This window comes from Microbacterium sp. C448 (genome assembly GCF_000582705.2).
Taxonomy (GTDB): Bacteria; Actinomycetota; Actinomycetes; order Actinomycetales; family Microbacteriaceae; genus Microbacterium; species Microbacterium lacus_A.
The window spans coordinates 1-13,264 of the sequence record NZ_HG779642.1; the positions used below are offsets into that span (position 1 = coordinate 1).

Genomic DNA, 13,264 nt, shown 5'->3' on the forward strand with positions numbered 1-13,264 from the left:
GGATGCGGCATCAAACCTGGGGCGCTTCAATTGTGATGGGTGTGATCACCGCGGTGATCGCCTACGTCGTGCAGCTGCGCGGATCCCGGGCGGAGACACGATGACCGCCCCCACCCTCGTTCGCAACAAGCCCACCCACCCGCGGCGGTCAGTCACCCTCACGGTGGTCATGACCCTGTTTCTCATCTACACCCTCGTGCCACTGTGGTGGCTTGTCGTCAACTCGACCAAGACACAGGCCGGGCTGTTCGACAGTTTTGGACTGTGGTTCGCCGACGACTTCGTCTTCTTCCAGAACCTTGCCGAGACCGTGACCTACCGCGACGGGATCTTTGTCCGCTGGCTCGGCAACACCCTGCTGTATGTGGTAATCGGCGCCGGGGGCGCGACAGCCCTCGCAACTCTCGCCGGATATGGAATGGCGAAATATAAGTTCCCCGGCCGTCGCGCTGTCTTCGCGATCGTTCTGGGCGCCATCGCCATCCCCGGAACGGCACTGGCGGTGCCGACGTTTCTGATGTTCAGCGAGCTCGGCCTGACCAACACGCCCTGGGCGATCATCATCCCGTCGCTGATCAGTCCGTTCGGGATGTATCTCGTGTGGATTTACGCGATCGATGCCGTCCCGACAGAGTTGCTGGAAGCCGCCCGGATGGATGGCGCCGGCGAGATCCGCACCTTCTTCACCATTTCCCTGCGCCTGCTCACACCCGGCATCGTCACCGTCGCACTCTTCGCCGTCGTCGCGACCTGGAACAACTACTTCCTGCCTCTGATCATGCTGAGCAATCCCGAGTGGTATCCGCTTACCGTTGGCCTCAACCAATGGAACGCGCAAGCGACCGGGGTATCCGCGCAGCCGATCTACAACCTGGTGATCATGGGCTCGCTGCTCACGATCGTCCCCATTGTCGTCGCCTTCCTCTTCCTGCAGCGGTACTGGCAGTCGGGGCTGAGCGCCGGAAGCGTCAAGCAGTGACGAGAGGCACCGCATGACGCCCACCGAACCCTCTCAACCGGCACTCGTCCGGACATTCCGAGTACAACGATGTGAAAGGAAACACAGCATGAATTACCCGACTAGCCGCGCCGCATTCACCAGGCGCGCACTCACGGTCCTCGCGACCGGGGCAGTCATCGGCGTAACACTGGCCGCCTGCTCCGGCGGTGGCGGCGGTGACACCGCAGCCCCGGGGTCAGACACCGATGTCGAGGCCGCGCTCGAGGCTGGTGGCTCGCTCACCTACTGGTCCTGGACCCCGCAGGCCGAATCTCAGGTCGCCGCGTTCGAGGAGGCATACCCGAACGTTGACGTCGAACTGGTCAACGCCGGCACCGGTAACGACCAGTACACCAAACTGCAGAACGCCATCACCGCAGGCTCCGGCGCCCCGGATGTCGTGCAGATCGAGTATGGCGCACTTCCGCAGTACGCACTCTCGGAGTCGCTGCTGGACCTCACCCCGTACGGGTTCGCGGACCTCGAGGACGACTACACCGCCTCTACCTGGAGCCAGGTCGTCTTCGACGACAAGATCTACGGCCTCCCCCAGGATTCCGGTCCCACCGCGCTGTTCTACAACGCGACCATCTTCGACCAGTACGGCATCGAGGTCCCCACCACGTGGGACGAATACCTTGCCGCGGCGCAGAAGCTGCACGCCGCCGACCCGACGAAGTACATCACCAGCGACACCGGTGATGCCGGCTTCACGATGACCTCGATCTGGCAGGCCGGTGGCCTGCCGTTCAAGACCGAAGGCACCAACGTGACCGTGAACCTGCAGGACGAGGGCACGAAGCGCTGGGCGGACTTCTGGAGTCAGCTGACCGAGAACGACCTCGTCTCTCCCGTGCCCGGGTGGAGCGATGACTGGTACCGCGGACTGGCCGACGGTGGGGTTGCATCGCTGGTCATCGGCGCGTGGATGCCTGGTGTGCTGGAAGGCTCCGTGCCCGACGCCGCCGGTGACTGGCGCGTCGCACCGGTCCCCACATGGGATGGCACGCCTGCCTCCTCGGAGAACGGTGGCGGTGGGCAGTCGGTGACCGCTCAGACTGAGAACCCTGCACTGGCGGCAGGATTCCTGAAGTGGCTGAACAACAGCGACGAAAGCCTGAAGATCTTCACGGACGAGGGCGGCTTCCCGTCCACGAACGCGCAGCTGACTGACCCGGAGTTCCTCTCCTACGAGTCGGACTACTTCGGTGGCCAGAAGATCAACGAGGTGCTCGGCGCGGCTGCTGCGGACGTCATCCCGGGCTGGTCGTACCTGCCCTTCCAGGTGTATGCCAACAGCATCTTCGGTGACACCGCCGGTCAGGCGTGGGCGAACAAGACCGACCTGAACGAGGGTCTGATCGCCTGGCAGGACGCCATCATCGAATACGGCAACCAGCAGGGCTTCACGGTTAGCCAGTAGCCCCCGGAAGAAAGCGGCGTGGCCAGCCAGACCCGACGGCTGGCCACGCCGCCCCACCATCCCTACGACATGAATTCCCCCACCATGCCCGCCATTCGCACCCGCCAGCCGTCGCGGAGCGGCGCGGCGAATCTGGAAGGGATACCGTGCGACTGAACGACTTCCGCATCCGCGATCCCTACATCCTGGCCGACGCGACCTCGGGTTCCTATTTCCTCTACGGCACCACCGATCTCGACCCCTGGTCCGGCCCAGGCGTCGGCTTTGACGCCTACCGCAGCACCAACCTCGAGGACTGGTCCGGACCCGTAGCCGTGTTCCGGCCCCCCGCGGACTTCTGGGGAACAGCCCAGTTCTGGGCACCGGAAGTGCACGCCCACTCCGGCCGCTACTTCATGTTCGCTACCTTCGCAGGCGAAGGGCGATCACGCGGCACACAAGTACTCGTAGCTGAGCAACCTGAAGGCCCGTTCCTGCCGTGGAGCGATGGCCCAGTCACACCCGAGGATTGGGAGAGTTTGGACGGCACGCTGCACATCGACCCACACGGAAGACCGTGGCTGGTGTTCTGTCACGAGTGGGTACAGATCGGTGATGGGTCGATCGCGGCGCTACGACTGACCAGCGACTTGAAGAAGGCCGCGACCACACCCGTCGTTCTGTTCCACGCCTCGGAAGCGCCGTGGACGCGCCCCGTGCCCGGCACCGCGAATTACGTTACCGACGGGCCATTCTTGACCCGCGACAGCATCACCGGCGAACTTGTGATGCTGTGGTCAAGCCTCAGCGATACTGGCTACACCCTTGGCGCAGCACGCTCCTCCACCAGCATCCTCGGTCCCTGGAAACATCACGACCGGCCAGTCTGGTCGCAGGACGGCGGCCACGGCATGCTTTTCACCACATTTGATGGCCGGCAGATGCTGACCCTGCACCAACCCAACGACTCCCCCTGGGAACGCGCCACACTACTTCAGCCACGCGGACGCGGCACGACACTGGGCCCAGCCACCCCCGTTCCCGCCGAGACGTGACCTCGCCCACCGGCCACCCCTACCCCACCTCACCCCACATTGACAACGATGGAGCCGCACACCTTGCCCACCTTCCAGATCGGCGACCAGGATTTCCTGCTCGACGGCCAGCCGCACCGCATCCTCTCCGGGGCGTTGCATTACTTCCGTGTACACCCAGAGCAGTGGGCAGACCGGATTCACAAGGCACGCCTGATGGGGCTGAACACGATCGAAACCTACGTGGCCTGGAACGCGCACGCGCCCAGCCAGGGCGAGTGGGATGTCACCGGTGGTCTCGATCTCGGCCGCTTCCTCGACTTGGTCGCTGCGGAGGGAATGCACGCCATCGTGCGGCCCGGGCCATACATCTGCGCGGAATGGGACAACGGCGGGCTCCCCGCATGGCTTTTCCGCGACGAGCAGGTCGGTGTGCGGCGCCTCGAACCGCTCTATGTAGCCGCTGTCACCGACTACCTTCAGCGCGTCTATGAGATCATCACTCCGCGTCAGATTGAGGACGGCGGCCCGGTGATCCTGGTCCAGATCGAGAACGAGTACGGCGCCTACGGCGCCGACAAGCAATACCTCACCGAACTGGTCCGAGTCACCCGTGAAGCCGGCATCACTGTGCCGCTCACCACGGTCGACCAGCCCATCGATCAGATGCTGATCGACGGCAGCATCCCCGGTGTTCACATGACCGCCTCGTTCGGTTCTCGCACCACTGAACGGCTGGCTACCCTCCGGAAGCATCAACCCACGGGGCCTCTGATGTGCATGGAGTTTTGGAACGGCTGGTTCGATGACTGGGGCACCCACCACCACACCACCGACCCCGAACTGACCGCACGCGACCTGGACGCTATCCTCTCCGTCGGCGGATCGGTGAACTTCTACATGTTCCACGGTGGCACCAACTTCGGGCTCACCAACGGCGCCAATGACAAAGGCCGCTATGCCGCCATCACGACCTCCTACGACTACGACGCGCCTCTGGATGAGGCGGGCAACCCCACCGAGAAGTACTTCGCCTTCCGAGACGTCATCGCCCGCTACGCCCCCATTCCCGACGAGGTTCCCTCCGCTCCGCACCGAGTCGACGAGTTCAGCACCCCGCTGTCGCACCGTTCGAATCTTCTGCCGCTCGCCAGCTCCCTGGGCGTCGCGAGCCGTCACGACACTCTCCCCACCTTCGACGACCTGGCGCACGACCGTGGCATCGCCATTTTCACCACAACCCTGCACGGAAATGGCCCAGGATTGCTCAGCTTCGACGAGGTGCGCGACCGGGCGTGGATCTTCCTCGATGGGGCACCGGTCGGTGTGCTCGCCCGCGACGCGCACGAGCAGGCCATCGTCCTGACACGCAGCACCGGCGAGCTCGTGATCATCGTGGAAGACCAGGGACGGGTGAACTACGGCCCCCGAATCGGCGAACACAAAGGCCTCATCGGCGGAGGCCGCCTCGACGGCGAACCGATCATCGGATGGACTGCCATCCCCCTCGACCTCGACCGCGTCCCGGCCATCGAAGTCGACCATGATGACCTGGCCGTCGGCCCGGTCATCGCCCGCGGAACGTTCGAGTTGACCAGGCCGTGCGACCTGTTCTTGGACACCCGTGACTGGGGGAAGGGCTTTGCCTGGATCAACGGTTTCGCCCTCGGCCGGTACTGGCGACGCGGCCCGCAACGCACCCTATATGTCCCCGAACCCGTCCTACGCTCCGGACAGAACGAGCTTGTCATCCTCGAACTTGAAGTGCTCACCCAACAGGAAGCCGTCTTCGCGGCGACACCGCTACTCGGACACGAGGATTTCTAGTGACATGGCTTGTCACCGGAGGTGCCGGCTACATCGGCGCTCACGTCGTACGGGAATTGATCAAAGCCGATATGCGCGCTGTCATCGTTGACAATCTGTCCAGCGGGCTACTGCCCTTCGTCCCCGACGGAGTGCCGCTCATCCGCGCAACGATCCTCCACACCGACACCCTGACCCAAGTGATGAAGGATCATCACGTCACAGGCGTCATCCACGTCGCCGGCTTTAAATACGCCGGAGTTTCCGTGCGGCGGCCGCTGCACACCTACCAGCAAAACGTGACCGGGACAATAAGCGTCCTCGAGGCCATAGTCCGCTACGGGATCGACCAGGTTGTGTTCTCCTCCAGCGCCGCCGTCTACGGAACGCCGGATGTCGAGCAAGTCACCGAGAACACCCCGAAGGATCCGCAATCCCCTTACGGCGAGTCCAAGCTGATCGGCGAGTGGCTGCTTCACGACCAAGGCATCGCCACCGGGTTGCGGCACACCTCCCTGCGCTACTTCAACGTGGTCGGTTCCGGCGACCCGGCGGTGTACGACACCAGCCCGCACAACCTGTTCCCACTCGTCTTCGATGCTCTCGTCTCCGGCCGAACCCCGCAGATCAACGGCGACAATTACCCGACCCCCGACGGCACGAACGTCCGCGACTACGTCCACGTGTCGGATATCGCCGCCGCGCACGTCGCCGCCGCTCGCCGTCTCGAAGCGGCAGAGCCCATCGAGTCCGCCTACAACCTCGGTAGTGGCGACGGGCTCTCCGTTGCCGAGATCATGACCGCCGTCGCGACCGTCACCGGCATCCAGTTCACACCAACGATCGGACCCCGCCGGCCCGGCGACCCGCCCCGCATCGTCGCGAGCGGCAAGCTGGCCGCGCGCGACCTCGACTGGCGGATGCGGCACTCCGTGGAGGAGATGGTACGGAGCGCATGGGAGGCGCGGCTGCGCGCAGAGAAGGAAACCCCGCAATGACCACCGGCGGGATCGCCAAGCGAGTCACCCGCCCTACCCCACGGGCGCGAGCTGATCTACTTTGACGACGTCGACACCACCCTCGGGCCCGAGCGGGCGGTCGACGCCAGGCCGCTCGACCCGCGGCCGCCGACGGCGACCATGCGGCAGGACGTGCTCACGGGCGGCGACTGGGTCTCGATCGCCGCACCCAGGCAGAACCGGGTCTTCCTCCCTCCGGTCGACCAGGACCCCCTCGCACCGCAGACCCCCGGGAACCCCTCCGAGGTCCCGGCACGCTACGACGTGGCCGTGTTCGAGAACCGCTCCCCGTCCTTCGGACCCGACCTCGCCGTTGTGCCCAACAGCCCGCGCGGCCTGGATGATCTTGCGGAGCGAGGCCTGGGGCGCACCCGCACCTCGATCGGCCGCTGCGAAGTGGTCTGCTTCAGCCCCGACCACGAGGGATCGTTCGGCACCCAGACCCCCAGCCGGGCACGCACCCTGATCGAGGCATGGGCCGACAGGACCGAAGCGCTCGCCGCACTTCCGGGGCGTGCATCAGGTGATCCCGTTCGTAAACCGCGGCGAGGCGATCGGAGTCACCGTCCATCACCCGCACGGCTAGATCTACGCCTACCCCTACATCTCTCCCAAGACACAGCAGACCCTCGACACCATCCACCGCACCGCCCCCGACCTGTTCCGGCGCATTCTCGACGTCGAGCGCACCGGGGACCGGGTCGTCAGCGGCGAACATTGGACAGCGTTCGTGCCATTTGCCGCACGCTGGCCGATCGAGGTACACCTGCTGCCACACCGCCAAACTCCCGACTTCGCGGCTAATTGCGGAGGCGGTACCGCAGGGCCGAGAGCTCGGACTGCAGGGCCGCGGGCACCCGACCCTCGAACGTCGCGTAGAAGGCCTCGGTATTGTCGGCCTCGGCCTGCCACGTCGCCGGGTCCACCGAGAAGAGCTCTTCGAGGTCCGCCTCGGGTACATCGATACCGTCGAGGTTCAGGTCCTCGATGCGCGGGAGTCGGCCGATCGGGCTGTCGACGGCGCCGACGTCACCCTGGATGCGACGGACGACCCACTCGATGACGCGCGAGTTGTCACCGAAGCCGGGCCAGAGGAACCGGCCGTCGGCACCGCGGCGGAACCAGTTGACCTGGAAGATGCGCGGAGCGCGGTCGAAGCGCAGCTTCTGCCCGACCTTCAGCCAGTGGCCGAAGTAGTCGGCCATGTTGTAACCGCAGAACGGCAGCATCGCGAACGGGTCGCGGCGCAGCTCGCCGAGGGTTCCTTCGGCGGCTGCCGTGCGCTCGGACGAGATGTTCGAGCCGATGAAGACGCCGTGCGTCCAGTCGGTCGCTTCGACGACCAGCGGCACGTTGGTGGCACGTCGTCCACCGAACAGGATCGCGTCGAGAGGCACACCCTCGGCGGCATCCCAGTCCGGTGCGATCTGCGGGCACTGACCGGCACTCACCGTGAACCGGGAGTTCGGGTGTGCGGCGGGACGACCGGATGCCGGTGTCCACGGGTTGCCCTCCCAGTCGGTCAGGTGCGGCGGGGCCTCATCGGTCAGGCCCTCCCACCAGACATCACCGTCGGGTCGGAGCGCGACGTTCGTGAAGATCGTGTTGCCCCACAGGGTCTCAACCGCCGTGACGTTGGTCGACTCGCCCGTGCCGGGTGCAACGCCGAAGAAGCCGGCCTCGGGGTTGATCGCCCAGAGGCGTCCGTCTTCTCCGGGGCGGATCCAGGCGATGTCGTCGCCCAGGGTCTCGACGCGCCAGCCGGGGATCGTCGGGCGAAGCATCGCCAGGTTCGTCTTGCCGCACGCCGAGGGGAACGCCGCGGCGATGTGGTACTTCCGGCCCTGCGGGTCGATGACGCGGATGAGCAGCATGTGCTCGGCGAGCCATCCTTCGTCGCGCCCGATGACCGAGGCGATCCGCAGCGCGAAGCACTTCTTGGCGAGGATGGCGTTGCCACCGTAGCCCGACCCGTACGACCAGACTTCGAGGGTGTCCGGGAAGTGGACGATGTACTTGTCGTCGTTGCACGGCCACGCGACATCCTTCTCACCGGGCGCCAACGGCGCACCCACCGAGTGGACCGTACGCACCCACGGGGCTCCGTTGGCGATCAGGTCGGTCACGTCGGCGCCGACGCGCGTCATGATGCCGATGCTCGTGACCGCGTAGGGGCTGTCGGTGATCTGCACGCCGATGTGTGAGAGCGGGCCACCGACGGCGCCCATCGAGAACGGGACGACGTACATCGTGCGGCCGCGCATGCTGCCGGAGAAGATCTGCGACATCGTGCCGCGCATCTCGGTCGGGTCGGCCCAGTTGTTGGTGGGGCCCGCGTCCTCTTCGCGCTCGGATGCGATGAACGTGCGGCCCTCGGTACGGGCCACGTCCTTCGGGTGCGAACGTGCGAGGTACGAACCGGGGCGCCACTCGGGATTCAGGCGGATGAGCGTGCCGTCGTCGACCATCTGGCGCAGCAGCGCCTCGTTCTCAGCGCGCGATCCATCGATCCAGTGCACGCGGGCGGGCTGCGTGAGTGCGGCGACCTCGTCGACCCACGCAAGCAGTTCGGTCAGACCGGCCTCGTCCGCGGGGCGCTGTCCGAAGTCGGTGACGCGACGGGGGACGGCGATGCGGGTGCTCAGGGATTCGGCAAGTGCCACGATGCGCTCCTACTTTCTCGGCTCTCCTCAATTTCACCGCGGTCGTGCCGTGATTTGCCAAAGTTTGCGAACGAAAGAAACACGATTCTTTCCCTATACTCAAGGAATGGTCGGCTCCGCTCTCGAACTCACCACCCTCGGTCACCGCATTCGGCATCACCGGCTGCAGAAAGGGCTGACGCTGGATGAGCTCGGCGCTCTGGTGGGGGTCGCCGGCAGCCAGCTGAGCCTGGTGGAGAACGGAAAGCGCGAGCCGAAGCTCTCGCTGTTGCAGGCCGTCGCTGCAGCGACCGGCACCGAAGTGTCGGACCTGATCTCCGGCGAGCCCCCCAACCGTCGAGCGGCACTGGAGATCGAACTCGAACGCGCGCAGGCCAGCCCCGCCTTCCGTCGCCTCGGAGTTGCTCCGGTGCGGGTGGCGAAGACAATGTCGGATGAGACGATCGAGTCGCTGTTGGGGCTCCATCGGGAACTCCAGCGGCGCGAACGTGAGGCCATCGCGACTCCGGAAGAGGCGCGGCGTGCCAACACCGAGCTGCGCCTGCGGATGCGCGAGCACGACAACTACCTGCCCGACATCGAACGACTCGCCGAGAAGCAGCTCAAGACGGCGGGGCATGTCACCGGCGCCCTGACGCACCGCACGGTCAGCATCATGGCCGAACGGCTCGGCTTCGAGCTGATCTACGTCAACGATCTGCCGAGCTCGACCCGATCGATCACCGATCTCGAGCACGGACGGATCTACCTGCCCCCCGCGTCGATTCCCGGAGGCCACGGCCTGCGGTCGATGGCGCTGCAGGCCATGGCCCACCGCCTGCTCGGTCACACCCGGCCGACGGACTACGCGGACTTCCTGCAGCAGCGCCTCGAGATCAACTACTTCGCGGCGTGCTGCCTCATGCCCGAGACGGCCGCGGTCGCGTTCTTGCAGCAGGCCAAAAAGGATCGGAACCTGGCCGTCGAGGACTTTCGTGACGCGTTCGGCGTGACGCATGAGGCCGCCGGAATGCGCCTGACGAACCTTGTCACCAAGCATCTCGGCATTTCGCTGCACTTCTTGCGGGTGGGTCACACCGGATCTCTCCAGCGCGTGTACGAGAACGACGGACTTCCCCTGCCGATGGACGTTACGGGTTCAGTCGAAGGTCAGATCGTGTGCCGCAAGTTCTCGGCGCGCGGCGCGTTCGACCAGCAGAACCGCGCGACCGAGCACTATCAGTACACGGACACGCCCGCCGGCACGTTCTGGTGCTCGACGCAGACGGGAAACACCACCGACGGCGAGTTCTCGATCACCGTCGGCGTGCCCTTCGACGACGCCCGCTGGTTCCGTGGGCGCGAGACGGCGAGCCGCGCCGTTTCGACCTGCCCCGACGACGCGTGCTGTCGGCGCCCGGCCCCCGAGATCGCCGACCGGTGGGAGGGCAAGTCATGGCCCTCGGCGCGCGTGCACATGCAGATGTTCTCCCCGCTCCCCCGCGGGGCCTTCCCCGGCGTGGACGACTCCGAGGTCTACTCGTTCCTCGAGCGCCACGCCGACTGATCCGGCAGAACAGCTGACAGGTTAACCGGCATCCTGGCGCGGTGACCAGCGGAACCACGCCGCGACGTATATCGCGAGCCCCCCGATGAGCCCGACGATGACCCAGAGCACGATCAGGAAGTCGATCCAGGATCCGATCGGCGGCGAACCGGGCAGGAATGTGCGGAGCGGAATGGTCGCGAACAGCATGGCGCCCATCCAGCTCATGAAGGATGCCTCCACGCGCCGTCGCCCCCGGTAGACGGTGATCGCGACGCTCAGCACGAGCACCGGCATGACGATCATGAGCCCGAGCAGCACGATCCCGAACGCGATCGTGCTGCCGGAACGGGTCGCGGTGAACTGGACGACGTCAACGCCCTCCGAAACGCCGTCGAACTCGGCCTGCAGACCGAGGTCGATCTCTTCGGCAGCGATGCTCCATCCCGGCACGCGACCTGACGCGCTCACCCAGGTCCGGAGCGCTTCGGGCTCTCCGTCAACCACTCGATACGCGATGATCGAGGTCTCGCCCACGTGCGAGTCGAACGGCCACCGTTCGACCACACCGTCGGTCACCAGCTCGACCGCGACCGGCGATGCCACACCGCTCGACCCGAATTCGATCATCCGGTCGCCGTCGGCTCCGCTGATCAACACGCCGAGTGTCTCGTTCAGAACGAAGCCGTCACCCGCGGGGCCCGCTTCGATGACGTCGATCTGCATTGTCACTCGGTCGCGCACGGCGTCGACAGATTGCGGCACGACCGAGAGTTTCACATCCCACTTTTCGGGCTCGTCACCCTCGGCATCCGTGACTTGTCCACCTACCGCGTAGAGCAGGACGGAAACCAAATACACCGCCACCATCACTCCCAGCGCAACGATGAGAGTGGTGCGGCGCCGCCTCCGTGCCGCGGGCGCACGGGTGTCCGCGCTCACGCCAGTTCGGCTCCGGCGCGTTCCAGCTCGGTGAGGGCCGCCGCGCTCGTCTCCTGTGCGACGCCCGCGACCAGGTCGGTCAGGATCCGCACCCGACGCCCGTGCGCTATCGCGTCGAGCGCCGAGGCTCGCACGCAGTAGTCGGTTGCGAGGCCCGCGACATCCACCTCGGTCACCCCGTGCGATTCGATGAGCTCGGCGACCCGGCTGCCGTCGTCGGTCGTCCCCTCGTACAGCGAGTAGGCCGGGATGCCCTGGCCCTTCTTGACGTGGTGGGTGACGCGCGAGGTGTCGAACTCGGGGTCATACTCGGCACCTTCTGTGCCGGAGACGCAGTGCACCGGCCAGGTCTCGATATAGTCGGGTTCGGTATGGAAGTGTCCGCCGTTATCGTTATGCGGATCGTGCCAGTCGCGTGAGGCGACGATGAGGTCGTAGTCGTCGCCGTACGCGTCGAGATACTCCGTGATCTTCGCGGCGACGGCGTCGCCCCCGTCCACGCCGAGGGCGCCCCCCTCGGTGAAGTCGTTCTGGACATCGACGATGAACAGCGCCTTGGTCATCCCCCGAGCGTAGCGCCGAGTACTTCTCCGGCGGAGGTCAGGCGAGTGTCAGGCCAGGGCCTCGACGAAACCCACCTTGCTCACGGCAACACGCTGCGGCACTCCCGCGAATGCCTCGGCGCGACCCTCGGACGCCATGTAGGTGCTCTCGAGTTCGAGGAAAGCCGCCTCGTCACCCTCGATGCTCACGGCCCAGACGAACTGGTTCGACTCGCGCACGGCGTAGGCGAACTCGATCCCGAATCCGGCGGCGGCCCGCACCCGGGGCATCCATTCCTTCCACCACTCGAGGAAGGCGTCGAACTCTCCGTCGACGATCGTGTACGTGCGCAGTTGGATGGTCTTCACGACTCCAGCTTGGCACGTGCCCGCTCACCCCTCGAGTATCAGCGCGATCCAGCCCGCCGCGAACGCAAGCGCCGCCACCCCCACCATCAGGAACGACAGGCGCACGAGCGCACGGACGAGGGCGGATCCCTTCGACAGACGCATGCGGTTGTGCCATCCCACGCGGTACTCGATGTCGGCCATGTCCCTCTGGCCAATGGTCTCCAGGTCGTGCGCCGTCAGCGCGGCCTCGTTGATCGCCCCCTGATCGTCGAACCAGCGAACCAGGGAGCCGTCATCTGTGTGCTCCACGACCGCGCGAGTCGGGGCCCAGCTTCCGTCCGCGATGCGCGCGACGAGAGCGAGAAATGCCAGGCCCATCGCACCGAGCACGCCGATCCACGTGAAGACCTCAGCGATGAGTCCCACCACGTCGGCCATCCGTTCAGGTTACCGGGACGTGGGTCGCCCTCCCCCTCCTAATCGAAAGCCGACGGCGACTGCCGATCCGCGCGCGACCCCGCGACCTATCGCACCACCTCCGGCCCTGACCAAACCCCTGGTCAGCGAAACCGCCCCCACGCGGATGCAAGGTTTCGTGACCGTCCCGCAGGTGAGCCGCGCCCGGCAAACACGTCGACGTGGCTCGTGCCACACGACCGGGCGGGCCTCAGAACGGGGGCGGATCGGGGTCCGGGATGAAGTGGATGACCGGGGGTGGTCTGTCGATGTAGACGTGGCCGCCGGGTGAGGTCCATTCCAGAACTCCGCCGCCGAGTTGGCGGACCGTCCACGCCGTTTCGCCCTTGAGAATGTGGTGTCGTTTGCAGAGGCACGCCAGGTTGCAGACGCTGGTCTCGCCCCCCAACGCGTAGTCGAGGGTGTGGTCCCGATCACACCGATGTGCGGGTTGCCGACATCCCGGGAACCGGCAGTGCTGATCCCGCGCCCGGAGGAACCGTTTCATGTCCGCCGATGGCGTG

Annotated in this window: 12 protein-coding genes and 1 pseudogene; 7 read left to right on the forward strand and 6 right to left on the reverse strand. The window is 66.0% G+C overall.

The window, feature by feature from the left end; genetic code table 11:
- Window positions 1–100 precede the first annotated feature (100 nt).
- The 6 genes and pseudogenes from MIC448_RS06020 to MIC448_RS06045 all read left to right on the forward strand — a co-directional run.
- The gene (locus MIC448_RS06020) at window positions 101–979 is read left to right on the forward strand and encodes a carbohydrate ABC transporter permease (protein WP_036297360.1); all 879 of its coding nucleotides are present in this window, start codon (window positions 101–103) and stop codon (window positions 977–979) included.
- A gap of 88 nt (window positions 980–1,067) precedes the next feature.
- Window positions 1,068–2,423, forward strand: coding sequence for a sugar ABC transporter substrate-binding protein (locus MIC448_RS06025; RefSeq protein ID WP_036297362.1), 1,356 nt, complete (start codon window positions 1,068–1,070; stop codon window positions 2,421–2,423).
- 146 nt (window positions 2,424–2,569) lie between these two features.
- Window positions 2,570–3,457: a glycoside hydrolase family 43 protein gene (locus MIC448_RS06030; RefSeq protein WP_036297364.1), complete on the forward strand. Its 888-nt coding sequence runs from the start codon at window positions 2,570–2,572 to the stop codon at window positions 3,455–3,457.
- A gap of 48 nt (window positions 3,458–3,505) precedes the next feature.
- Entirely contained in the window at window positions 3,506–5,263 is a 1,758-nt protein-coding gene (locus MIC448_RS06035) for a beta-galactosidase family protein (protein WP_198517761.1), read from the forward strand.
- Complete coding sequence (gene galE / locus MIC448_RS06040) at window positions 5,263–6,240, forward strand: UDP-glucose 4-epimerase GalE (protein WP_036297366.1); 978 nt, start codon at window positions 5,263–5,265, stop codon at window positions 6,238–6,240. The genes MIC448_RS06035 and galE overlap by 1 nt, the downstream gene beginning before the upstream one ends.
- Window positions 6,237–7,060 (forward strand): annotated as a pseudogene (locus MIC448_RS06045) (galactose-1-phosphate uridylyltransferase); the annotation flags it as partial. The gene galE and the pseudogene MIC448_RS06045, both read left to right, overlap by 4 nt.
- 1 nt (window position 7,061) lies before the next feature.
- On the opposite strand, the gene MIC448_RS06050 reads toward MIC448_RS06045, so the two are convergent.
- Window positions 7,062–8,837, reverse strand: a complete 1,776-nt coding sequence (locus MIC448_RS06050) for a phosphoenolpyruvate carboxykinase (GTP) (protein WP_232711665.1) — start codon at window positions 8,835–8,837, stop codon at window positions 7,062–7,064.
- 193 nt (window positions 8,838–9,030) lie between these two features.
- Between MIC448_RS06050 and MIC448_RS06055 the strand changes: the two genes are divergently transcribed.
- Window positions 9,031–10,470, forward strand: coding sequence for an XRE family transcriptional regulator (locus tag MIC448_RS06055; protein ID WP_036297372.1), 1,440 nt, complete (start codon window positions 9,031–9,033; stop codon window positions 10,468–10,470).
- 21 nt (window positions 10,471–10,491) lie between these two features.
- Here MIC448_RS06055 and MIC448_RS06060 read toward each other — a convergent pair whose 3' ends face one another.
- The 5 genes from MIC448_RS06060 to MIC448_RS06080 form a co-directional block, all read right to left on the reverse strand.
- Complete coding sequence (locus tag MIC448_RS06060; RefSeq protein ID WP_051513237.1) at window positions 10,492–11,391, reverse strand: DUF4436 family protein; 900 nt, start codon at window positions 11,389–11,391, stop codon at window positions 10,492–10,494.
- The gene (locus MIC448_RS06065) at window positions 11,388–11,954 is read right to left on the reverse strand and encodes an isochorismatase family protein (protein ID WP_036297375.1); all 567 of its coding nucleotides are present in this window, start codon (window positions 11,952–11,954) and stop codon (window positions 11,388–11,390) included. The genes MIC448_RS06060 and MIC448_RS06065 overlap by 4 nt, the downstream gene beginning before the upstream one ends.
- Before the next feature lie 48 nt (window positions 11,955–12,002).
- The gene (locus MIC448_RS06070) at window positions 12,003–12,302 is read right to left on the reverse strand and encodes a hypothetical protein (RefSeq protein ID WP_036297377.1); all 300 of its coding nucleotides are present in this window, start codon (window positions 12,300–12,302) and stop codon (window positions 12,003–12,005) included.
- Window positions 12,303–12,326: 24 nt separating this feature from the next.
- The gene (locus tag MIC448_RS06075) at window positions 12,327–12,722 is read right to left on the reverse strand and encodes a hypothetical protein (protein ID WP_036297379.1); all 396 of its coding nucleotides are present in this window, start codon (window positions 12,720–12,722) and stop codon (window positions 12,327–12,329) included.
- Window positions 12,723–12,951: 229 nt separating this feature from the next.
- The coding region (locus MIC448_RS06080; protein WP_243419907.1) for an HNH endonuclease signature motif containing protein at window positions 12,952–13,264 on the reverse strand (313 nt) is incomplete at its 5' end.

Bases quoted from the DNA above. Each gene is read 5' to 3' on its own strand.
- MIC448_RS06020 (WP_036297360.1), top strand. From the start codon at position 101: ATGACCGCCCCCACCCTCGTTCGCAACAAGCCCACCCACCCGCGGCGG.
- MIC448_RS06065 (WP_036297375.1), bottom strand. From the start codon at position 11,954: ATGACCAAGGCGCTGTTCATCGTCGATGTCCAGAACGACTTCACCGAG.
- MIC448_RS06035 (WP_198517761.1), top strand. From the start codon at position 3,506: ATGGAGCCGCACACCTTGCCCACCTTCCAGATCGGCGACCAGGATTTC.
- MIC448_RS06055 (WP_036297372.1), top strand. From the start codon at position 9,031: ATGGTCGGCTCCGCTCTCGAACTCACCACCCTCGGTCACCGCATTCGG.
- MIC448_RS06075 (WP_036297379.1), bottom strand. From the start codon at position 12,722: ATGGCCGACGTGGTGGGACTCATCGCTGAGGTCTTCACGTGGATCGGC.
- MIC448_RS06025 (WP_036297362.1), top strand. From the start codon at position 1,068: ATGAATTACCCGACTAGCCGCGCCGCATTCACCAGGCGCGCACTCACG.